A 21,965-nucleotide genomic window follows, 5' to 3' on the forward strand; every position below is an offset into this window, starting at 1 on the left:
TTATCGGTTCAAACCTTTCAGCCAGGCTTCAATCGTCGGGCCGGTCATATCGAACAAGATGCCGGGTAGGATACCAAGTAGCACAGCCAGGAAAGCAAGCGGGATCAATAGCGTTTTTTCCCGGACTGTCAGGTCAGTCAGCACCGAAGCATCGCCGTTCCGATACCAGAAAGAGCCGAAGAACATACGCTGGTAGGTCCAGAGAAAGTATGCCGCTGCGAGTACAATACCAAGGGTTGACAATGCAGGTATCCAGGCTGGGAGGGCGTCGGACTGAAATGCACCCATTAAAGTAAAAAGTTCGCCTACAAAACCCGAAAACCCGGGTAAACCCAGCGAAGCAAAGAATGCGATTCCGGTAATGATCGTGTACTGCGGCATTACCCCGATCAGCCCGCGATAATGGTCAATACTCCGGTCGTGGGTGCGATCGTAAACAACGCCGGCGAGTAAAAACAGCATTGCCGAAAGGATACCGTGGCTGACCATTTGATAAATAGCCCCGTTTAAACCCTCGGCAGTGAAAGCGGCGATTCCGAGGAGCACAAATCCCATGTGAGAAACGGAAGAATAGGCGATCATTTTTTTCAAATCAGTTTGTCCAAGTGCATTGAACCCACCGTAGACGATCGATATCATCCCCAGAATAGCAAGCGGAATTGCGCTGTACTGCGCTTCCAGCGGAAAAAATCCATCAACGATCCGGATAAAACCGTAGCCCCCGATTTTGAGCAGAATACCGGCCAGGACAACTGAAATAGGCGTGGGAGCCTCTACGTGGGCGTCGGGCAGCCAGGTATGCACCGGCACAACCGGCAATTTTACCGCAAAACCAATAAACAGGAACCAGAATGCCAGCAGGCGCAGCGGAATATCCCCGATGAAATATTGCGAAGCCAGATGCAGCAGCGAACCCGGCAGGTAATTGCCCGGATCGGCCAGGTACTGGAACCGGAATGTGTGGACGATCTGCTCCGGAGCGATTTTTCCATCTATAAGCCACTGCTGAATTTGCGGGATCAGGTCGGGATGAATCGCATCCTCCATCCCCATAATGCCTACAACCCGGGCCGTTTCAAGCGGATCAATAACCGACAAATAAAGCCCGATCATCACGATGAGGATCAGCAGGGAGCCAAAAAATGTGTAAATAAAGAATTTCAATGCAGCATACTCCCTTCTCGGGCCGCCCCAAAGTCCTATCAGGAAATACATCGGCAGAAGCATGAATTCGAAGAACAGGTAGAAAAGGAAGAAATCCTGCGCCAGGAAACAACCTACTACGCTGCCGGAAAGTAACAGGTACAGGGAAAAATAAGCACGTGTTTTTTGCGAAATTTCCCACGAACTTACCACGCCGGCTAGCAGCACGATCACTGCCAGCAAAACCAATGGAAAGCTGATCCCGTCGACTGCAAGGGCGTAATCAATGGAAACAATGCCGAGAGAACCAATCGGTAATGTGATCCAGTCAACGGTTTCTGCGAGCTGATGTGCCGCGTTGCTGTTTTCAAAATTGAGAAATAGAAGGACGGACAGTAACGCTTCGATGATGAGGGTGACGAGTGCAACCATCCTGAAATGCCCGGAATGCTGAGAGGGCCAGACAGCCACGGCAGCCGCGCCGAGCATCGGAATTGCTATGAGTAAGGAAAGTATATGGTCAATCATCAAATGTTATTTTAAAATGGCCCTTGTCCGGATCAGGTGAAAAAAAGCCAGAGGACTAATAAAAATACGCCCATTACCGTCACCAGGTAATATGACTGGATTTTTCCGTTTTGCAAGCTTCGGGCGGCATTCCCGGCCGAGCGGATTGAAAAAACAGTCAGGTTCACACCACCGTCGACTACATTCCGATCGATCCAGCTGATCACGTGCGCTACAACTACGCTGCCTTTTCCTATCAGTTCAATAAAAGAGTCTATTGCACCCTTTTCAAATTTTTTAAGATACCCCGTTACTGCTGCGAATGGTATGATGAAGTAGCGCTCCTGCGAGTAATCCCGAAGCCAGCTGACATTTAATTTTTCAAAAGCGCCTGCCTTCGCCGCTGCTGGTTGAATGCGAAATGGATTCTGGCTATTGATCTCTCGGTAAGCGAGGTATATGAATAACAACGTCGTGCCTGTTGCGAGAATGGGAACCCAAACCAAATGTTCAGATTCTGCCGGGCCAAGGAAATGTAAAAACCATCCGCCAGCATTAAATGGGTTAAATGAAAACCAGACAAATACGGATAAAACGGCAAGCAATGCCATCGGCAGCCACATGACCACCGGCGATTCGTGCGGATGTACCGATGTGGTTTCGACATATCTTTTCTGCCCAAAAAATACCAGCCAAACCTGGCGCGTCATGTAATAGGCAGTCAAGCCGGCGGAGAAAATGACGATAAGCGGGAAAATATAGGCCAGCGGGCCATTTTCTTTGGCCCATATAAATCCCTCGGTAATGATTGCGTCTTTGGACAAAAAACCTGAAAAGAAAGGCAATCCTGCCAGTGCCGCTGCGCAGATAGAAAAGCAGAGAAATGTAATAGGAAGGCTTTTTTTCAGGCCGCCCATAGTCCGCATATTTTGCGGGTCAAATGCAGTATCATCTTCCGACGGCGTTACTGCGTGAATGACTGAGCCGGCTGAGAGGAATAATCCGGCTTTAAAAAAAGCATGGGTAGCAAGGTGGAACATGGCGGTTTGCCAGCTTCCAAATCCCACAGCCACAACCATCAGGCCAAGTTGGGACATCGTACTGTAAGCAAGTACTTTTTTAATATCCCACTCATTGATGGCTTTCACCGAGCCGGTCAGCATGGTAATGGTCCCTATTGCAAGAATTATTAGTCTTGCCTCGAAGGTCAGCATGAACGAGATCCTGGCCAGGAGAAAAATGCCTGCCGCAACCATGGTGGCGGCGTGGATCAATGCAGATACGGGAGTAGGTCCTTCCATGGCATCTGGTAGCCAGCCTGACAATGGGAATTGGGCTGATTTGCCCATGCAACCTCCAAAAAGACAAAGGCCGATCGCTGTTACGAGTCCGGGAGAGAGCTCCCAAAGTTTACCCGGAATCACTTCAAAGTCTGTAGAACCGGTATAGTAGAATAGCAGGAGAATACCCGTCAAAAATGCTGCGTCGCCAATCCTGTTTAGTACAAAAGCCTTTTGCGCAGCCCAGACGGTCCTTTTTTTGAAATACCAAAAACCGATCAGCAGATAAGAAGAAAGACCGACAAGCTCCCAGAATATGTACATGACCAGCAAGCTGCCCGCCAGCACTATTCCGATCATCGAGAACAAAAACAATTGAAGAAAGGCAAAGTACCGATGCAGGTTCCTGTCGCCGTGCATGTAAGAAACGGAGTACAGCTGGACCAGCGCTGCCACAAAATGCACAATAGCAAGCATGATGCAGGTAAGTGTGTCAAAGCGGAAGGATAATTCTATTGCTTTGTCACCAATGACGAGCCAGTTGAATTTGACAATGTGTAAAGCGGCTGGATCGGCGTACCAAAGGCTGATAAAAAGTCCGGCGATTGTAGCGGCTGTGCCTGCATAGCCAGCAATTCCATTCAAACTTTTACCTCCGAGCCATAAAAAAAAGAATGTCAGAAACGGTATTCCCAGCAGCAGGCAGGCCGGTAAAAAATACGCAGAATCGGGCATAAGGCTGGAATTCGTTTGATTTCGGCAAATATCCTGAATTCGTGGCCGAATTCAAACAATGCTAGATGTCTTTCTCGATATCCTCCATTTTGGCGGAACCGTGGATTACTTCCAGCAATTCTTTCAAATCGTAAGTTGAACGGTTGTAGGAGTTACCCAATACAATAATTACCGCTTCATCGTCCGGGGATACCCATAACATGGTGTTGTAACCTTTCCACCAGCCTCCATGATAAATAAAGCGCGTAGAGTTGTCTTTATTGACATGCATCCTGAATCCGTAGCCATAATTGCGTATGCCTGCATGTTCGAAACTGCGGGGCTTGAAGGCTTCATCAAGTAACTTTTTGTCCAGAAGCAGACCTTTGGTTAATCCGTTGTAAAAGCGGTAAATATCGCCTGTTGTTGAATAGAGGCCCTTATCGCCCACAACATCGTCGTAATAATCCTTTTCGAGCCTGCGGCCAAACTGGTGCCCGACAGTTCTGTATTTCACTGCCGCCGAAGACGTGTCGGTCACCAGAAATGTGTTAAGCATTCCCAGCGGAGCGAAAATCTGATCATTCAGGTATTTTCCAAATGTATCGCCTGTAACCTTTTCGACAATCGCGGCAAGCACGCAGTAATTGGTGTTGCAGTAGTTGAATGACCTTCCGGGCCGGTTATATGGCGTCGGGGTGGGGGTAACTTTTGCATACCAATCCATAATATCCAGGTTATCAGGATATTTTTTACCGTGGCGAATGCTGTCTGTGAATGAGTAAATGTAATTCGGCAGCCCGCTTCTGTGACTCAGAAGCATATCCACCTTAACTCCATGGTAGGGGAATTCCGGGAAAAAGCGTTGAACGGAATCGTCCAGGCTTACACGTCCTTCCTGGATCAGTTTCAGGACGGCTATCGCGGTGAAGGGCTTGGAGAGCGAGGCGAGTTGGAAACGCGACAGACTTGTCAGCGTATCTTTCTCCTTAATGCGCGCAAATCCGAAAGAATTCTGGTAAAGTACTTCTCCCTTCTGTACGATCAGTACATTCCCATTGAAGCCCGCCCGTTTCTTACGCCTGAAAATGTCCTCAATCTTGGAAATTTTAGCCGCTGTTTCTGCACTCGGAGTTTTGATGGCTACAGGATCGAGACCGGATATGGTCTTAGCCCGTACAGCCACTTCCTCCGTTTCTGACTTGTTTTTCCTAACCAAACCCCAGGAAACGGCCAGAATCACCAACACAGCAAGAGCTGTATACCACACTTTCGGCTGCACTTTTCTCAACATAGGCTTGTAGCCTTTAAATTTTCAGAACGTAGATAATATCACAATGGCTATTCGCCATCTTTTATGCTTAATATACACAAATTAAGCATAGAATCTTTTAGGGAACTAGTATTTTAACATGTTCTTTCCCAATATTTTTTGGATAGGTAAGAACGTATAATCCGGGGGATAGCAGGCGCACGGGCAACAAAATCACGGAGTTGGGGCCATTTTTTACACATTTAAAACTGATCTGCAAACCCGCAGCGGAAGTAAGGCAAAGGTCGTCCGGTGATATGTCTTTTCCTGAGATTATAATTTTTTCGGGAGAAGCGGGATTGGGTTGAACAACCAGGTCATCCCCGGTTTTGCTTGTGTGAACATCAATTGTTTTTGAAAATGAGAACGACCCGTCCTGATCAACAAGCCGCAGGCGGTAGTAGCTGGCACCTGATATCGGCAAATTGTCCGTGAAATGATAATTTTTACGGGCACTGGTTTCTCCGGCGGCAGCAACGGATCCTATGCGCTCGAAATTCACGAGGTCAGAACTTCGTTCAATCAGAAATTCGTCGGTACTCTTTTCCCATGCCGTTTCCCAAAAGAGCGTAATAGCCTTCTCAGCAGACTCCGCTTTAAATTGAGTCAGTTCCAGTGGAAGGACAATTGGCAGTACCAGTCCGTTGATGACAATTTCATCAAACCATAAAACACCCTGGATTTTGGTGGCATTGTGTGCGTAAATGCGGATTGAGAATGTATTATCTGAAAGATTAGAAATATGTACAGGGACACTAAAAGAATTGAATACGTCGGAGTTAGTGATAGTAATCGCAGTAAGGTCGGAGGCAAAACCGTCAAGCGAAGAACGCAGTTGAACTTTGTTAGGCCCGCTAGGTGATCTTCGTAACCGGAATGAGATTGATGAAATGTTGTATTTAAATGAATTGGCCGTGAATGTAAATTCCATATACCTGCTTTTGGAAGATACGAGTGGCCACGGACGAATAATATATCCGGCTACGATCGATCCGCCAGCACTGTAAACCGTAGGCAATGTAAAATCATTAGCGCCGCCCGCCAGAACAGCTTTCGCGGGAGTAAAATTAGCATCGCTCGACACTCCGGCCTGGGTATAATCCATGGTCCACTTGACCTGAAAAGGCTGCGCAATACATTTTAAACTAAAAAAGACAAGAGGAAAACCGACCCAAAGGATCCGCAGCAAACTTTCCATGTGCGTGTATGATTAAGTGAGATTTACACTATTTACTTTACTTAGACGGTAAAGCGCTGGAAAGGTAACGGTAGCTGGCTGGTTGTTTTTTCAGAACGCTATTAAGCAAAAAATCCCGGCGGCTGGCCGGGATTTGCTGTATTAAAATTCTGCGCTTTTCGGGTATCGCGGGAATGGGATCACATCGCGGATGTTACCCATCCCGGTGACGAACTGGACGAGGCGCTCAAAACCTAACCCAAAACCGGAATGCGGCGCGGTTCCGAATTGGCGGGTTTCGAGGTACCACCACAGGTTTTGCGGGTCAATACCTACTTCATTCACGCGGCCGAGGAGCTTTTCGTAATTTTCTTCCCGCTGACTTCCGCCAATGATTTCACCGATGCCCGGGAAAAGTACATCCATCGCGCGGACTGTTTTCCCATCCTCGTCAAGCTTCATGTAAAACGATTTGATCTCTCTTGGATAGTTGGTCAGGATCACGGGTTTTTTGAAATGCTTTTCCACCAGATATCGTTCATGCTCGCTGGAAAGGTCGATTCCCCAGCCAACCTGGTATTGGAATTTCTTCTCTTTATGCGGCTTGGATTTCAAAAGAATATCGATCGCCTCCGTATAAGTCAGACGCTCGAAAGGATTATCAACCACAAAGCTTAGTTTTTCAAGCAGCGGCAGCGACCGTTCATTCTGTGGCTTGCTTTTTTCTTCGTCAGCCAGCCTGTTTTGCAGGAAATTCAGGTCGTCTTTGCAATTGATGAGCGCATATGTGATCACCTTTTTTACAAAATCTTCCGCCAGGTCCATATTGTCTTCCAGCTCGAAAAAGGCCATTTCAGGCTCGATCATCCAGAATTCGGCCAGGTGACGCGTGGTATTGGAGTTCTCGGCACGGAAGGTCGGGCCGAAGGTATATATTTTAGAAAGCGCCATCGCACCCAGCTCGCCTTCCAGCTGGCCCGATACTGTCAGGTTAGTTTCTCTTCCGAAGAAGTCTTCTTTAAAATTAATCGCACCTTCCTCGGTTCTTGGCAGTTTATTGAGGTCCAATGTCGTAACACGGAACATTTCACCGGCTCCTTCTGCGTCGGAAGCCGTGATTACGGGGGTGTGCAGATAGAAAAAGCCTTTGTCATTGAAATACTGATGTACCGCAAAAGCCAATGCGTGGCGGATACGTAAAATCGCACTGAAAGTATTGGTACGCGGGCGTAAATGCGCGATTTCACGTAGGAATTCGAGTGAATGCTTTTTTGGTTGAAGCGGATAAACTTCCGGATCGGCAGTACCGTAAACCTCAATGGCGTTCACTTTAACTTCAACAACCTGTCCTGAACCTTGTGATTCGACCAGTTGTCCGTCAATTTTAAGGCAGGAACCGGTAGTAACGCTCTGCATTAGCTCGTCGGAAAATTGGCCTGGCTCTGCAACTGCCTGAATATTATGGATTGTTGAACCGTCATTTAAAGCAATGAATATCGCGTTTTTGCTTTCTCTTTTGGTCCGAACCCAGCCTTTAAGCGTAATGGGTTGGTTTTCAGGAGTAGCCTGTAATATTTCTTTGATTTGCAGCGGTCCCATTTTGCAATCTTTGTTTTAATTAAATATTATGAATTTTGGCGCAAATATAGGATCAATCTGGCTCCTTACGAGCTTGGAATGCAATATTTAAAATATCGAACCCGCCCGATAAATCTCAGCCTCTGGTTATTTACCCAGCCTGGTCTCCGGGTAACCTACATGCGTTGGCGATTAAGTTGTCCGGGAACTACCATCAGATTCTATAAAAATAGCCTTGACCGTGGTCAATCAGGGCGATACTTGTTAGTACTGTCTCGAACTTGATTTATCTATATTTGCGTCGCAAACTGGACAAATCAAGACACATTGAATAGCCCTGATACATTAAGCCTGCAAGCATTGGTCGACCATTTTGAAAGCTACCTGGCTTTCGACGATCGTGAAAAGCATCTTTTGGCTGCGCGGGTAACGATCCGTAATATCAGGCGCCGGCAAGCGATTTTACAAGAAGGCTTTCAGTGCAAACATTATTCGTTTGTAGTAAGCGGTTGTTTGAAGATGTTTGCTGTCGATGCGAAAGGGACGGAGCATAACCTTCAGTTTGCGGCAGACACTAACCTTCCGGCAGCACGGTGGATCGCTGACATCGGAAGCCTGCATTCAGGAAAACCCAGCAAGCTCTTTATCGAAGCCATCGAGCCTGGTGTGATCGCTCAGATCGAGAAGGACGATCTCTACTTTTTATATACCAATATTCCCAAACTCGACCGGATTTTTAAGGTAATTGTCGAAAGCAATTACGTAGAGCTTCAAAACCGGGTTCTGCAAAATTTCAGCTCCACCGCCCAGGAGAGATATATTGCATTTCTGGAACAGTATCCCGCCCTGGCCCAGAGGCTGCCCAATACCCAAATAGCTTCCTATCTGGGCATAACGCCGGAGTTTTTAAGTAAAGTCCGAAAGGAAATCTCCTCGAAGCAATCCAAGCCTTAACCTACCTTAAAGGTATTTCTTAATCTATCTTATTGGCCTGAACCGTGCAGCAGGCGGATCTTTGCAAACTGAAAAGCAGTTCAATTTTTCTGTTAATTAATTATGAAGGCAGCCGTCATTTACCAGCCAGGTTCTGCAAGCCAATTGATCTTGGAGGGCCTTCCTGTGCCGATACCGCAGGAAGGGGAAGTTTTAGTCAAAATAAAAGCATTTGGGTTGAACCGGTCAGAGTTAATGACGTGCAAAGGACTTTCGCCCGATGTGAAATTTCCCCGTATCCTGGGAATTGAATGTGTTGGTAAAGTTGAATCTGATCCTTCCGGGGAACTCAGAAAAGGGCAGCAGGTGCTCGCATTGATGGGCGGAATGGGACGCGACTTTGATGGAAGCTATGCCGAGTTTACTGTTTTACCCAAGCATTTGCTGAGACCATTCACCAGTAATCTTTTATGGCAAGTCTTGGGAGCGATTCCGGAAATGTTCCAAACTGCGCACGGCTCTTTGCATCTGGCCCTGGATATCCGGAAAGGCGAAACGCTACTTGTAAGAGGCGGAACTTCATCGGTAGGCATGCTCGCCATTCAGTTGGCAAAGAGGGCCGGGCTGACCGTAGTGGCCACCACGCGAAATCCATCGAAAGCACAAACCTTATTGGATAATGGCGCGTCGCATGTACTGATTGACGATGGACATTTGAAGGTAAAAGTTCACGAAATATTTCCCGCCGGAATTGACAAAGCACTGGAACTGGTCGGGACATCGACGTTGAAAGATTCATTGGAATGTCTCAGGCCCGGTGGAACAGGTTGTATGACCGGCATGCTTTCAGAAAGCTGGTCGATACCCGATTTTGCACCAATGGAATTTATACCGGCAACTGTTCGCCTCACGATTTATGATAGTGGACAAATTACGAGTCCTGCACGGGATTTTCAGGAGTTTATCAATTCTGTCGAAGCTGGTGAAATCATGCTTCCCATCAGCAAAACATTTCATTTAGAGCAAATTGTGGAAGCCCATGAATTTATGGAAAGTAACCAGGGAGCCGGAAAAATTGTTGTTTTGACTTAAAAGAAAATATGAAAAACGCTTCATTCATTATGCTGTTCAACCTAATAGGGGTTGCGGCTTTTGCACAAACATTAAGGTTTCAAAATCAAACATTTGAACTCAAAAACGTTACAGGCTCGGTCACCAAACTGGATGGGAATAACGTTTTGAAAATCGAGCGGGACCTGAAAGCCTTGCCTTTTGATGCGAAAAACCTGGGTGCCACTGTCGATGAACCGACGTATGCAAAACTAACGGACCTTGATTTTGAAAATGGGACGATCGAAGTAATGATGCTGAGCCGCATTCAAGATCCGTCACCCTTTGAATCTGCCCAGGGTTTTATCGGGGTTGCTTTTCGGATCAATGAAAATGACTCAGCATTTGAGTCTATTTACCTTCGGCCCAGGGTGGGGCGATCAGATAATCAGCTGGCAAGGAACAGGACAGTCCAGTACTACGCTTTTCCTGACTACAAGTTCGATAAACTGCGAAAGGAAGCAGAAGGGAGATACGAAACGACTGCGCCGGTCAATGTCAACGAATGGATCAAAATGCGCATTGAAATCACCGGCTCCAAAGCCTATATGTTCATCAACGATGCCAAGTATTCGACATTTGTGGTTGATAAAATGAAAGGAAAAACGACTCGTGGAGCAATCGGGCTATGGGTTGACATTGGTACGATCGGCTATTTTAAGGATTTGAAGGTGATTAAGCGATGAACTGCAGGCTTCCTTCGACATCTCTGGAAGAAATTTCAACCCTTTTTCGGATAACCCAAATCCCTTTGAGTACATCGTAAGGTTTCCTATTCGCACCAGTGCAAGGTTTACATTCGTCATACTCGTAATCCATCCCTTATTGTTGATATGGATTTTAAAATAGTCGGTACTGAAATCATGCTGGGCATAGCAATGCGGGGCGATGATTAGAGTTAAAATACTTAAAATAGGGGTTCTAAGAGTTCGAAATTGCATATTAAGAATAAGATTATGGGCAAAATTCAAACGGCACTAAGGTGTCAGCAAAAACCATTTCTGGCTCTTGGCCGGGATCGACACTTTTAAAGTCATTTTGGTGCCGTTCAATGCCATTTTCCTGGCCGCCCCGCCATTTTCCGAAATACTCACCTGCTTTTTCAGTCCTGTATAATAAAGGTCGACATTAATTTCCCTGGTGATAGGCTGGTCGAGCGGGTTATATACCATCAGCAAACCCTTCTCTTTTCCAAGCGGATCCACGTGCATGATAGCGTCGTAATCCCTGCCGTCGGGCCTGCGGATGTGGATAATATCTGAGTCGAGTATCGTTCGGTGTTTTTTGTAAAAACCCACCCACTTTTTCACCACTGCTTTGGTCTGAGGGGCATCATATAATTGCGGGCCGCGATAACACGCCTGCACGCCTGCGCCAAACAAATTGGCCAGTCGTTGTTCGTAATGCGGCAGATGCTCTTTGAGCGGTTCTATGGTTGCCGCTGCGCCCCCGCCGTGGTATTGTACCAATGGAACAAACATCCAGCCCATCGACGGCGTTTTCTCCCAGGTACCGTCATAAATATTCTGACGCTCTATGATTTCCTGCAATTCGCGCGGCAACGACCAGTTGGTTTCCCGGTAACCCATAGCCACTTTGGTACTCCCGTTCAAAAAATACCAATCGGGAACATTCAGATAAATGCCTTTGCTTCTGCACCAGCGGTAAAACTTCTGAATTTCGCCGAACTGTTTCCAGCGCGAATCTTCCAGCCCGCGGTGGCCGGGGTGCATGGTGGAGGCACACACGTCGCCGGGGTAGGAACCATCATGTTCCAGCAGGTCATGCCCGGTTGTTTCGTAAAAGTTGTATAGTTTTTTAAAATAATCCTTCCCCCATTCACTTTCCAGACAGGGAGAATTCCCGAATGCAGGTTTTTTCCCGGCCGGCATTACCACATCATTTTCTTTATCAATAGCCCGGCTCGCCAGCAGCGAATAGCCACCGAGGGCGATACCTTTGGATTTGGCATAATCCTTCAAATCCTTCATGCGCTGCAAGTTTTCAGGCGAGGTATTCTCGATATCAAACCCGCTGCCGAATGTCATGATCACCATTTCGAAACCTACTTCGGCACATTGATCGATCGCCGCTTTCACCGGCTGATCTTTCGCACTACTCACATGCATGATAACCGGATTTTCGGTAACCCAGGGCGATATGGTACGGTACATTTTCCTTTCACTCAGGCCCCTCCGCTCCCGGTCGTAGCTATCATAGATCAGCTCCCAGAGCCGCATGCTATCAAAAGAAGCGCCGGCGGCAACTTCCTGGCCCATACCTGTTTTTGGCATACATACCAGCAGCGAGGGCGTTTGTAACAGGTAATTCACCTGCGTCGTGTAAGTCGAATCCACCTTCCATTCCACACAGGCATTTTGTGCTGCATTGGGCGACATGGAGCCAAATGCAAAATCGCTTTCCGCAAATATGGGTGGCATTTCCCATCGCTGTTTGTGTTCCACGGCACTTTCCGCCTCGGTCACGGCCAGGTGCTCGCTTTTGATATTGTTGACGATGAATTCTGTTTTACCTTCATTTTCCACACTGACCCATTTGCTGATCATGGGCAGTCCGTCATATAATTCATAGTGTACCGTCACTTTCAGGTTTTTGAGGAAATCGAAATCGGTATCCGATCCTTTATTTTCACCCAGTAAAAGCAACTGTTCTATTTTGCCTCTTCCCACCACACCTTCGTCACCATTGCCTTTCACTTTACCCCCGCGCGGATCAGTTTTTCCTAACCGGATATGCGTCGGAAAGCTGCTGGTGGGCAATTCAGTGAGTATCTGATAAGTTTTACCATCCTCTGAAACCGAGCAGATCATCTTTTTTTCTGCCAGCAGTACTTTCAGAAAATAGGATTTGCCGGTATCAAAACCTTCAAAATCCTGGCTTTTACCATCGTGATATACACGGAAACGCCTGTTAGCCGGCGACAGATGGAATTTAGAAGATTTGTCACCCTCAAACTGCAATGCAACCCCCGGACCGTACCCGCTGCTTTCGTCCGTTCCTGAATTAAGTTTGCAAATGATCACTTTGGTTTGTTCCGGCAGCGCCCGTTCTCCAAAAACCACCGCATTGGCCGGCGCAAGGATTTCTCCGGCCTTACCTTCATTATTAAATGCATTGGCCAAAGTATGGGAAGTAACAATGTTCCAGTCCGGCGATAATTTGATAAAATCATCTTTCAGTAAAACTTCCCTTTTCGAATCCTGCCCGTTCAGGTTTTTAAAATTCCTGATCACGTCCTCGTCGGCTTTGTACGTAAATGCTACTTCTATTCCTTTGGGCGGCCAGGGCAGTTGCTGCGACGACCATTCAGTACGGCGGTTCCATTCGAAACGTTCTTTGATCGGGGAGGAGGTGTAAGAGGTCAATTTCAGACTGTATGGATCGGCTTTCATACCGGGAACCCACTCGGGCAGCAGGTAATTCCCGATCGGCTGGCCGGTAAGTCCGCCCACATTGATCTCATGCCCATTCACCCATACTACAGCTTCCGGTGAAACTGCTCTCACCAGCGCTTCATTGGTGATCAGGTTGTCCAGTCCGATCGTCGCACCATTTGGGTTCAAAGTGAACGTTCTCGAAATCAGCCCATTACTCAAAACCATGTGACCTTCCTGCGTTTTGTAAACCGCCGACTTCTGTGCATTGCCAGTGATAAGCCAGTCGGTTTTACTGCGCGATGTTTGCTTGTCGTAAACAGGCTGGTTGCCTATATCGATTCGCTGTGCTTTCACACCTGCGAAGTGACACATGGCAATTATAAATGCCACAGTAGTAAGGATATTTTTTTTCATTTCAACAATTCTGGATGAGTCTGTCATTTATTTTCTTTTACTACGATAATGAACCCTTTGCCTCCCGGCACATTGCAGCGTAAGGTGATTGAGCGCAGCGTCGTTGATATAGATTCCGTTGATCTTTTAGTTCGCGGGTTTTTTTAATACAATTTCAGACACTTTTCCCAATTATGTGCATTTTTCACCAACGCTTCAGTTCAGCCGTTTTCTTCGTCGAGATAAAGATTGTTGATGAAAGCGTAAATGTCTTCTGCATTGAATAGTGATGATATCGGCTTGGGCCCAAACCTCCTGATCCGTAGTCAGGCGCCTCGCGGAAACAAAAAAGACCTAGCAGAATTTGCTAAGTCTTTTTTTTGCTTTTGTGGTCTCGTAGGGCTTCGAACCGCCCGGCGGCCCGGCCCAAACCTCCTGATCCGTAGTCAGGCGCCCCGCGGAAACAAAAAAAGACCTAGCAGAATTTGCTAAGTCTTTTTTGCTTTTGTGGTCACGTAGGGATTCGAACCGCCCGGCGGCCCGGCCCAAACCTCCTGATCCGTAGTCAGGCGCCCCGCGGAAACAAAAAAGACCTAGCAGAATTTGCTAAGTCTTTTTTTGCTTTTGTGGTCACGTAGGGATTCGAACCGCCCGGCGGCCCGGCCCAAACCTCCCGATCCGTAGTCAGGCGCCCCGCGGAAACAAAAAAAGACCTAGCAGAATTTGCTAGGTCTTTTTTGCTTTTGTGGTCACGTAGGGATTCGAACCGCCCGGCGGCCCGGCCCAAACCTCCTGATCCGTAGTCAGGCGCCCCGCGGAAACAAAAAAAGACCTAGCAGAATTTGCTAAGTCTTTTTGTTTTTGTGGTCACGTAGGGATTCGAACCGCCCGGCGGCCCGGCCCAAACCTCCTGATCCGTAGTCAGGCTCCCCCGCGAAAACAAAAAAGACCTAGCAGAATTTGCTAGGTCTTTTTTTACTTTTGTGGTCACGTAGGGATTCGAACCCCAAACCTCCTGATCCGTAGTCAGGTGCTCTATCCAATTGAGCTACGCAACCAATTCCCGAACGGGACTGCAAAGATAGGAAACTGACTGTTTTTAACAAATGCTGAATTGCGAAAATTTGTTTCAAAACCTATTTCCCCTGAAAATCAGGCTTTCTTTTTTCTAAAAAAGCTGAAATTCCTTCGTGTGAATCGCTGCTTTCAAACAATATTTGCTGATTTACCCGTTCCAGTTCCTGCATTCTGGCCAGATCGGAATGCGACGATTCGTTTAAAACCTTTTTCATCGTACCTATTGCCAGCGTGGGTGCAGATTGATAGTAAGAAGCCAGTTTATTGATTTCGGTATCCAATTCTTCGGGGCGGACAGCCTTGTTGATCAGTCCTATCTGCTCTGCTTCTTTTGCGTAGATTTTTCGGCCGGTTGATGCGAGTTCGAACGTTCTCGCCATTCCGATCAGTCGCGGCAAAAAGTAGGTAGCCCCGGCATCGGGCATTAGTCCTATTTGCACAAAAAGCAAGCTTAGGTAAGCGTCTTCACGGGCGATTATTATATCACAAGCCAACGCAAGCGAACATCCTGCACCCACAGCCAGGCCATTTAACCGGCATATCACCGGTTTGGGAAGCTCGCGAATGCCGCGGATCATGGGCTCGTAGTAAGTTTTGAGCATATGCTCAGCGCTTTCGCCGCCTTCGAGGGTTTGTTTCAGGTCTGCGCCGGAGCAGAAAGCTTTTTCGCCTTCGCCGGTTATGATTAAAACCCTGATATGCTCATCGTTCGCTACTTCATTAATTGCTGCGGCGATTTCCAGCATTAAGCCGGCGCTTAAAGCGTGGTACACTTCCGGGCGATTGAGACTGATCTTTGCTATTCCGTTTGTCTTGCTAAAAAGAATGTGTTCGTACATAGGAATGCGCGGTTAAAAAAGCCTTTTGATTTCAGAAGTAAAAATACACCGTCATGCTACTCACTAAAACGCCACAAAGGAAACCGACCAGAATTTGGGCAGGGCTGTGTGCATTCAATTGCAGGCGAGCACTTAATATTAAACCAGCGATTAAAATGCTGATTAGTAATGGATTGAGTAAGTTGTAGTCCTCGGATCGCATAAGTAGCCCGGCGAGTATTGCCACAACTCCGCCGATCCCCGTAGCATGTGCACTAATTTTCCAAAAGAAACTTATGCAGGTAATGATCACCAGAGAGATGGTCACACTGGCCAGAATGAAAGATATTTGCGGTGCCATTTGTCCCACGGGCTGCAGCTGCCAGCCGAAAAGATACGTGGCAAGTCCATATATCAAGGCAGTTACCAGGTAAGGAAGCCTCCTCTCGGACACGTCATCAACGTATAGGTTGGTGATAACGCCCATCTTCATAAAATAATAGGTCACTACTGCCGGAGCGACAAATGTGTTCAGGAATAAAAGGGTTAGCAGACTTATTAATGCAGGCCACTCGAAGGCGCTCAATCCGATCAAATCGGGAAACCACAGGCAAAGCAATGCAAAAAGGTAGGTAGTAAGGATCAGTGGATGAAACAGTACTGATAATATAATGGCCAGTCGATTATTCAAAACGCAGAGCTTGGATCAGAGTGAAACGGTAAAATTAACCTGAAAACCAGATTGTACAAAAAGTGGCCCCGGCAGGTTTTTGTGCAAACGTGCAACTGTTTTCTAAGAATGGCCGGGGGCAGCTGAGAGCCTGATTAAATCTATTGATTTACATACAAATATGCCCGGCATGAAAATTGATGCGTGCTTCCAAAACTTCATCAGCATGGCAAAGGCAAAGAAAAAGACTGACACCAAAAAGAAAAAAGCAAGTCCGAAAAAGAATAAGCTAGGGGTTAAAAACTCGCTTTTTAATAATATCAATGCCCGGAAAAAGAAGGGTACTACCAGACCTAAAAGCAAAAAGACTGTTACTAAAAAGTCTTACAAGGCGATGAAGAATAACTGGGGCAAAAAGAAGAAGAAAAAGAAAAAATGACATCAGGAAACCTCATTAACAGGGTTTCCTTTTATAAAAGCTTCCAGATTTTCCGCCGCTAGCTGCATTAGCCGTTTCCGCGCTTCGAAAGTCGCCCAGGCTACGTGCGGCGTGATTACGCAATTAGGCGCAGCTAAAAGCGGATTGTCAGCTCTGGGGGGTTCTGCCGAAAGTACGTCCAATCCTGCGCCGGCGATGACCCCATTTCTTAAAGCTTCTGCTAAGTCAGATTCCTGAATCAGCGGGCCTCGACCGGTGTTTAAAACAACTGCATTCGGCTTCATTTTTGCTAGATTGGTTTTGTTGATAACCTCTTTCGTTTCCTCGGTCAGCGGACAATGCAGGCTTACCACATCACTTCTCAGAAAAATTTCGTCCAAACCTACCATTTCAATACCCTCTACCGGTTTGGGATGTTTGCGGTAGGCGATCACTTTCATTCCGAATGCAAGTGCTATTTGCGCAACCTGGGAACCAATATCGCCCAATCCGATCAGACCCATTGTTTTGCCTGCAAGTTCGGTTAGTGGCGATTTCCAATAGCAAAAATCGGCCGAGGCAGCCCATTCTCCTGCAAACACACTCTGGCTGTGCATTTCGGCACGATTCATGAGAGAAAGGAGCAATGCAAAAGTTTGTTGCGCAACCGAAGCTGAGCTGTAAGCCCTCACATTTGTGACGATTATTCCATTGCTTTTTGCCGCGGCAGTATCAATATTGTTAAAACCGGTCGCTGTGACGCCAATGTATTTCAGTCCGGGAAGCTGGTCGAGAATAGCTTTCGACAATACAACTTTATTTACAAGAACCGCATCCGCCCCGGCAGCGCGCTGCACGATTTCGTCCGGCTTTGACCTGTCATAGATTTCTATGTCTCCTAATTGTTGAACGGGAGCCCAGTCCAGGTCGCCTGGGTTTAGTGTATATCCGTCGAGAATTACGATTTTCATTGTTTAGAGGTTTTTTGTTTCAAATATTCCGCCAGCCGAGAACTGAGTAATTAGTCCTTTTCTGGTCTTCATTTCCGCCGTAGACCAGCGTTTTCGTGCCCACTTTTCCTCCGCTTACTTCATCAAAAAAATCCATCCCTTTAAAATGCTCCGTCAGGATAGTTTGGGTCGATTTTATTTCAAAAATATCAAATGCATTTCCATTTTGATTTAAAAGATCAATCTCATGTCCGTTGGAATCGCGCCAGAACCAATATTCGTTATGGATATATTGGTGAGCGTTCTTCTTTTGATATTCAGCAATAATCAGGTTTTCAAAAATATTTCCTTTTAACGGATTATTATGAAAAGTATCCGCATCCCTTATTCCAAGAATGTGGCACAATAGCCCGGTATCGTAAAAGTAAAGCTTTGGCGTTTTTACAACCCTTTTGTTGAAATTTTGATAGTAAGGCCGCAGTTGAAAAATGATATAACTGCTTTCAAGAATCGATAGCCAGGATTTGGCAGTGGGCTGAGAAATGCCGCATTCGTTGGCAAGAGAGTTTAGGTTCATTAGCTGTCCAACCCGCCCTGCACACAAGCTCACAAATGTGCGGAACTGACGTGTATCTCTGATATTGGTTAACTCGGTAACGTCCCTTTCTACATACGTCTGAATGTAATTGGAGTAAAATATGGTCAGTTTGATCGAACGATCATAGATAGCAGGATAGAAACCGTTCATGCAGACGTCCGCTACATGATCTGCCAGCAGATTTCCTGATTTCATTTCGTCAAAGTCAAAAGGCAACAATTTAAACAGCGCCACGCGGCCAGCCAGGCTTTGCGTTATGTTGTTTAAAAGCTGAAAATTCTGGGATCCTGAAAGTATGAACTGCCCCATTTTACCTGAATTATCCACGATGGTCTGGATATAAGAAAAAAGTGAGGGAACGCGTTGCACTTCATCCAGTATCACTTTATCGGAGTAAAGTTTCAGGAATGCGACCGGATCATTGTCGGCAAACGCGCGATTGTTCGGATCTTCCAGCGAAATATAGGCGTAACCTTTAAAAAGTGTCTTCAAAAGCGTTGTCTTTCCCGACTGCCTTGGGCCGGTTACAGCAATTACCGGAAACTTGCTGCTTTGTTCCAGAATTACTTTTTCTATGTGCCTGTCTACGAAGTTCATATCAACGAAAATACCAGCTACAAAGATAGCTGAATTTTGAAATTGCATAACTTCTATTTTGAAATTACATAGGTTTTATTTTGAAATTACATAAATCGAACTTTGAAATTACATAGATTCTATTTTGAAATTGCATAAAAAAATCCGCTCTGGCCGGAAGCCGGAGCGGATTTGTGATATTACACTTCTCTTTAATTTTTCGGATCAGTGCTGACTTTTCCGGCGCCTGTTCCCTGCATTTGCATCGGGTTTGCAGGTTTTTGGGTTTGCTGTTTGAAGATCTGGAAGCGTGTTGGTTTTGCTACGCGAGGAAACGAATTGTTCTCTGTATCAATGTCGGCAATCTGCTGGTAAGGATCCAGGGTCCATTGTACCACTTTTTTCCTGGTGGAAATTACCTTATTAATCTGCTGGTCATTGAAACGCCAGATCTCGGCCGGGAATACCGCCACGGAATCGGTACCGTCTTCAAAACCCATTTTGACGATCACAGGCATTGGAAGTCCGCCCTTGTTTTTCACAGATAGCGTATAAAAATTAGTATTCTGCTGGATCAGTTCCCGCTCTGTTTCCGAAAGTGAGGCCAGGTATTGCTCGTATTTTTGCTTATCCGCATCGGTTACTTTGAATGGGTCATAGCGGTTATAAAAATCAGCCATAGTAGAATCCTGAGCCACTACTGTTTCGCCTTTCGTTTTTGCATCCTGGATCTTGCTCATGGTGTTCTGCTTTCTGGCAAATTCCTTTCTTGCAATTTCTTTCTCAATATCCGGGTTTTGCGTGTTAATGCTAAACCAGTCCACAGTCACCAGGTCCTGGTCTACTGCCTCTGTTCCATAAAACCAGCCTTTCCAAAACCAGTCAAGGTCTACGCCGGAAGCGTCTTCCATGGTACGGAAGAAGTCGGCAGGAGTGGGGCTTTTGAAGCGCCAGCGGTTTGCGTATTCCTTAAATGCATGGTCAAAAAGCTCGCGCCCCATGACGGTTTCGCGCAGGATATTCAATGCAGTCGCAGGTTTTGCATATGCATTGGGTCCCAGACCGATTACATTCTCAGCGGAAGCCATGATCGGCGTCAGGACCGATTTGTCCGAAGACATATATTCCGTGATCTGGTTAGGCTCGCCGCGGCGGGTCGGAAAGTTGTAGTCCCATTCCTTTTCAGCCAGGTATTGGCAGAATGTATTCAAACCTTCGTCCATCCACGCCCACTGACGCTCGTCGGAATTGACGATCATCGGGAAAAAGTTGTGGCCAACTTCGTGAATGATTACACCGATCATGCCGTATTTCACAGCCTCACTGTAAGTTCCATCTTCCTCCGGCCGGCCACCATTGAAACTGATCATCGGATATTCCATTCCGCCGCCAGCTATGCCGTGACAAGAAATTGCGACCGGATACGGGTATTCAAAAGTGCGGTCGCCGTATGATTTTAAAGTATGCGCCACTGCACGGGTTGAATATTGCTCCCAGAGGGGGTTACCTTCCTTTGGATAAATGGACATACACCAGATCTTGCGACCGCTTTTGTAAACATCAGTCTGCATCGCATCCCAGATGAATTTCCGGCTGCTGGCAAAAGCAAAGTCGCGGACATTATCTGCTTTGTAGATCCAAGTTTTCTTAGCCGGGTTTTTGTTTTCGCGCTTTTCTGCTTTTTCAGCTTCTGCCTGCGTTACGATCAAAACCGGCGTTTTTGACGTTTCTGCCTTCTTTAAGCGTTGTTTTTGAGTCGCTGTAAGCACCTGCGCATAATTCTGGCATTCACCGCTGGCTGCTACCACGTGATCGGCGGGAACGGTAATAGCCACTTTGTAATTCCCGAAAATCAATGCAAACTCCCCCTGGCCTAAAAACTGCTTGTGGTTCCAGCCATTTACATCATCGTAAGGTGCCAGGCGAGGGAACCAGTGCGCGATAAAGTAATTTGCGTTGCCGTCCTTGGGGAAAAATTCATAGCCGCTGCGGCCATAATATTCAGTGATATTGTAATTCCATTCCACCCCAAAAACAATGCTGGTGCCTGGCTTCATCGCTACCGGCAAATCAATGCGCATCATTGTACCATTGATTTTGTAAGGAAGTGCTTTGCCGGCTTTGTCTTTTACGGCGGTGATATTATAGCCGTATTCTACATTCGGGTCGAGGGATGAGCCTCTGCCATTGTTCAAACTGGCAAGCTGTGCGGTAGTCATTCCTTTGTCACTGATAGCGCCGGTCCGGGACATTGCACCTATTCCGTCTTTTTTAAAAAGGTTCTGATCCAGCTGCATCCAGAGGTATTTCAGCTCATCGGGAGAGTTATTGAAAAAAGTGATCGTTTCCGAGCCGATAATGCGGCGCTTGTCGTCGTCGAGCTCGGCTTTAATATCGTAATCGGCGCGTTGTTGCCAGTATTCCCGGCCAGGCGCACCGGAAGCTGCACGCGTGGAATTGGGCGTAGGAAGCACCGGGCCAAGCTGTTCGAAACGGTCGTTGTACTGATAAGTAGCGGAAGCGGGCAGCTGCTGGGCGAAGGATGTGACCGACACCAGCAATAGCAGGAACGGGAGCAGCAGGTTTTTCATAGTGGATTGTTCATTGTGTAATATAATTGATGCTATACGGCGGAGCCGCCGGTCAGATTTTGAAAGAGTTCATTGTTTAAAATTAGCGAAAACGCCATTCCGACAATAATCCCGGACAGAACATGGATCCAGCTTAATCTTTGTACCCTTAAAATTTCGATAAGGAAAAAAGCAATGGACAGGATCACAAATACGATAATAAGCTGACCAAGTTCCAGGCCGACATTAAAGCCCAGCAAAGGATTGAATATTCCGGCTTCCTTGCCAAGCAGTGCCCGCAGGTAGTTCGAAAACCCCAGCCCGTGGATCAGACCGAAGAAAAGCGCCAGCCCATACCTGAACATGGTCGTGTCGTCTTTTTTTGGGTAAGAACCTTTTGGTATTTTATAAAAGAAATTAAGGCAGCCTGTAATAACGATCGTGATGGGGATCAGCAGTTCAATCCAGGCGGGATCAATAGTGACAAGTCCGAGCGTAGCGAGCGCGAGTGTAATGGAATGCCCGATGGTGAATGCAGTCACCAGGACTATTACCTTTTTCCAGTCGATCAGTGTGTATATGGTACAAAGCGCCATGATAAATAAAATGTGGTCATAGCCGTTGGAATCTGTGATGTGTTCAAAACCTAACTGTAGGTACGCCTGAAACTCGGACATTAGCTGAGATTAAATTGAAAATCCCGACAAAGTAATTGTCAGGACAAAGTAAATGAATTCGAATAT

General features: G+C 46.7%; 16 protein-coding genes and 1 tRNA gene. 4 read left to right on the top strand and 13 right to left on the bottom strand.

Annotated elements, in window-relative coordinates:
- The 5 genes from FXO21_RS12580 to asnS all read right to left on the bottom strand — a co-directional run bounded on the left by FXO21_RS12580 (position 1) and on the right by asnS (position 7,732).
- Positions 1–1,671, bottom strand: coding sequence for a complex I subunit 4 family protein (locus tag FXO21_RS12580; RefSeq protein ID WP_149640399.1), 1,671 nt, complete (start codon positions 1,669–1,671; stop codon positions 1–3).
- Between the two features lie 32 nt (positions 1,672–1,703).
- Complete coding sequence (gene nuoL / locus FXO21_RS12585) at positions 1,704–3,665, bottom strand: NADH-quinone oxidoreductase subunit L (RefSeq protein WP_149640400.1); 1,962 nt, start codon at positions 3,663–3,665, stop codon at positions 1,704–1,706.
- A 61-nt stretch (positions 3,666–3,726) separates the two neighbouring features.
- A complete protein-coding gene (locus FXO21_RS12590) occupies positions 3,727–4,938 on the bottom strand; it encodes a serine hydrolase domain-containing protein (RefSeq protein WP_149640401.1) in 1,212 nt (403 codons plus the stop codon).
- A 97-nt stretch (positions 4,939–5,035) separates the two neighbouring features.
- Positions 5,036–6,154, bottom strand: a complete 1,119-nt coding sequence (locus tag FXO21_RS12595) for a hypothetical protein (RefSeq protein ID WP_149640402.1) — start codon at positions 6,152–6,154, stop codon at positions 5,036–5,038.
- A 141-nt stretch (positions 6,155–6,295) separates the two neighbouring features.
- Positions 6,296–7,732: an asparagine--tRNA ligase gene (gene asnS / locus FXO21_RS12600; RefSeq protein WP_149640403.1), complete on the bottom strand. Its 1,437-nt coding sequence runs from the start codon at positions 7,730–7,732 to the stop codon at positions 6,296–6,298.
- Between the two features lie 306 nt (positions 7,733–8,038).
- On the opposite strand from asnS, the gene FXO21_RS12605 reads away from it, so the two are divergent.
- The 3 genes from FXO21_RS12605 to FXO21_RS12615 all read left to right on the top strand — a co-directional run bounded on the left by FXO21_RS12605 (position 8,039) and on the right by FXO21_RS12615 (position 10,440).
- A complete protein-coding gene (locus tag FXO21_RS12605; protein WP_225865668.1) occupies positions 8,039–8,665 on the top strand; it encodes a Crp/Fnr family transcriptional regulator in 627 nt (208 codons plus the stop codon).
- Between the two features lie 102 nt (positions 8,666–8,767).
- Positions 8,768–9,736 carry a zinc-binding alcohol dehydrogenase family protein gene (locus FXO21_RS12610; protein ID WP_149640404.1) on the top strand — a complete coding sequence of 323 codons (969 nt, stop codon included), beginning with the start codon at positions 8,768–8,770 and terminating at the stop codon, positions 9,734–9,736.
- Between the two features lie 8 nt (positions 9,737–9,744).
- Complete coding sequence (locus FXO21_RS12615; RefSeq protein ID WP_149640405.1) at positions 9,745–10,440, top strand: hypothetical protein; 696 nt, start codon at positions 9,745–9,747, stop codon at positions 10,438–10,440.
- 291 nt (positions 10,441–10,731) lie between these two features.
- On the opposite strand, the gene FXO21_RS12620 is transcribed toward FXO21_RS12615, so the two are convergent.
- The 4 genes from FXO21_RS12620 to FXO21_RS12635 form a co-directional block, all read right to left on the bottom strand.
- Complete coding sequence (locus tag FXO21_RS12620; protein WP_149640406.1) at positions 10,732–13,566, bottom strand: hypothetical protein; 2,835 nt, start codon at positions 13,564–13,566, stop codon at positions 10,732–10,734.
- A gap of 963 nt (positions 13,567–14,529) precedes the next feature.
- Positions 14,530–14,603 (bottom strand) — tRNA-Arg (locus FXO21_RS12625).
- Positions 14,604–14,681: 78 nt separating this feature from the next.
- Positions 14,682–15,461 carry an enoyl-CoA hydratase/isomerase family protein gene (locus tag FXO21_RS12630; RefSeq protein WP_149640407.1) on the bottom strand — a complete coding sequence of 260 codons (780 nt, stop codon included), beginning with the start codon at positions 15,459–15,461 and terminating at the stop codon, positions 14,682–14,684.
- Between the two features lie 31 nt (positions 15,462–15,492).
- Complete coding sequence (locus FXO21_RS12635; RefSeq protein ID WP_149640408.1) at positions 15,493–16,131, bottom strand: hypothetical protein; 639 nt, start codon at positions 16,129–16,131, stop codon at positions 15,493–15,495.
- 205 nt (positions 16,132–16,336) lie between these two features.
- Here FXO21_RS12635 and FXO21_RS12640 point away from each other — a divergent pair, with 205 nt between their 5' ends.
- The gene (locus FXO21_RS12640) at positions 16,337–16,549 is read left to right on the top strand and encodes a hypothetical protein (protein WP_149640409.1); all 213 of its coding nucleotides are present in this window, start codon (positions 16,337–16,339) and stop codon (positions 16,547–16,549) included.
- Between the two features lie 2 nt (positions 16,550–16,551).
- On the opposite strand, the gene FXO21_RS12645 is transcribed toward FXO21_RS12640, so the two are convergent.
- The 4 genes from FXO21_RS12645 to FXO21_RS12660 all read right to left on the bottom strand — a co-directional run bounded on the left by FXO21_RS12645 (position 16,552) and on the right by FXO21_RS12660 (position 21,899).
- Positions 16,552–17,499 carry a D-2-hydroxyacid dehydrogenase gene (locus tag FXO21_RS12645; protein ID WP_149640410.1) on the bottom strand — a complete coding sequence of 316 codons (948 nt, stop codon included), beginning with the start codon at positions 17,497–17,499 and terminating at the stop codon, positions 16,552–16,554.
- Between the two features lie 19 nt (positions 17,500–17,518).
- A complete protein-coding gene (locus FXO21_RS12650; RefSeq protein ID WP_225865669.1) occupies positions 17,519–18,721 on the bottom strand; it encodes an ATP-binding protein in 1,203 nt (400 codons plus the stop codon).
- 143 nt (positions 18,722–18,864) lie between these two features.
- Complete coding sequence (locus FXO21_RS12655; RefSeq protein ID WP_149640411.1) at positions 18,865–21,243, bottom strand: M1 family metallopeptidase; 2,379 nt, start codon at positions 21,241–21,243, stop codon at positions 18,865–18,867.
- Between the two features lie 32 nt (positions 21,244–21,275).
- Complete coding sequence (locus FXO21_RS12660) at positions 21,276–21,899, bottom strand: HupE/UreJ family protein (RefSeq protein WP_149640412.1); 624 nt, start codon at positions 21,897–21,899, stop codon at positions 21,276–21,278.
- Positions 21,900–21,965 lie beyond the last annotated feature (66 nt).

The organism is Dyadobacter sp. UC 10, assembly GCF_008369915.1.
Lineage (GTDB): Bacteria > Bacteroidota > Bacteroidia > Cytophagales > Spirosomataceae > Dyadobacter.

Bases quoted from the DNA above. Each gene is read 5' to 3' on its own strand.
- FXO21_RS12645 (WP_149640410.1), bottom strand. From the start codon at position 17,499: ATGAAAATCGTAATTCTCGACGGATATACACTAAACCCAGGCGACCTG.
- FXO21_RS12620 (WP_149640406.1), bottom strand. From the start codon at position 13,566: ATGAAAAAAAATATCCTTACTACTGTGGCATTTATAATTGCCATGTGT.
- nuoL (WP_149640400.1), bottom strand. From the start codon at position 3,665: ATGCCCGATTCTGCGTATTTTTTACCGGCCTGCCTGCTGCTGGGAATA.
- FXO21_RS12655 (WP_149640411.1), bottom strand. From the start codon at position 21,243: ATGAAAAACCTGCTGCTCCCGTTCCTGCTATTGCTGGTGTCGGTCACA.
- FXO21_RS12610 (WP_149640404.1), top strand. From the start codon at position 8,768: ATGAAGGCAGCCGTCATTTACCAGCCAGGTTCTGCAAGCCAATTGATC.
- FXO21_RS12580 (WP_149640399.1), bottom strand. From the start codon at position 1,671: ATGATTGACCATATACTTTCCTTACTCATAGCAATTCCGATGCTCGGC.
- FXO21_RS12595 (WP_149640402.1), bottom strand. From the start codon at position 6,154: ATGGAAAGTTTGCTGCGGATCCTTTGGGTCGGTTTTCCTCTTGTCTTT.
- FXO21_RS12630 (WP_149640407.1), bottom strand. From the start codon at position 15,461: ATGTACGAACACATTCTTTTTAGCAAGACAAACGGAATAGCAAAGATC.
- asnS (WP_149640403.1), bottom strand. From the start codon at position 7,732: ATGGGACCGCTGCAAATCAAAGAAATATTACAGGCTACTCCTGAAAAC.
- FXO21_RS12650 (WP_225865669.1), bottom strand. From the start codon at position 18,721: ATGCAATTTCAAAATTCAGCTATCTTTGTAGCTGGTATTTTCGTTGAT.
- FXO21_RS12615 (WP_149640405.1), top strand. From the start codon at position 9,745: ATGAAAAACGCTTCATTCATTATGCTGTTCAACCTAATAGGGGTTGCG.
- FXO21_RS12640 (WP_149640409.1), top strand. From the start codon at position 16,337: ATGGCAAAGGCAAAGAAAAAGACTGACACCAAAAAGAAAAAAGCAAGT.
- FXO21_RS12660 (WP_149640412.1), bottom strand. From the start codon at position 21,899: ATGTCCGAGTTTCAGGCGTACCTACAGTTAGGTTTTGAACACATCACA.
- FXO21_RS12590 (WP_149640401.1), bottom strand. From the start codon at position 4,938: ATGTTGAGAAAAGTGCAGCCGAAAGTGTGGTATACAGCTCTTGCTGTG.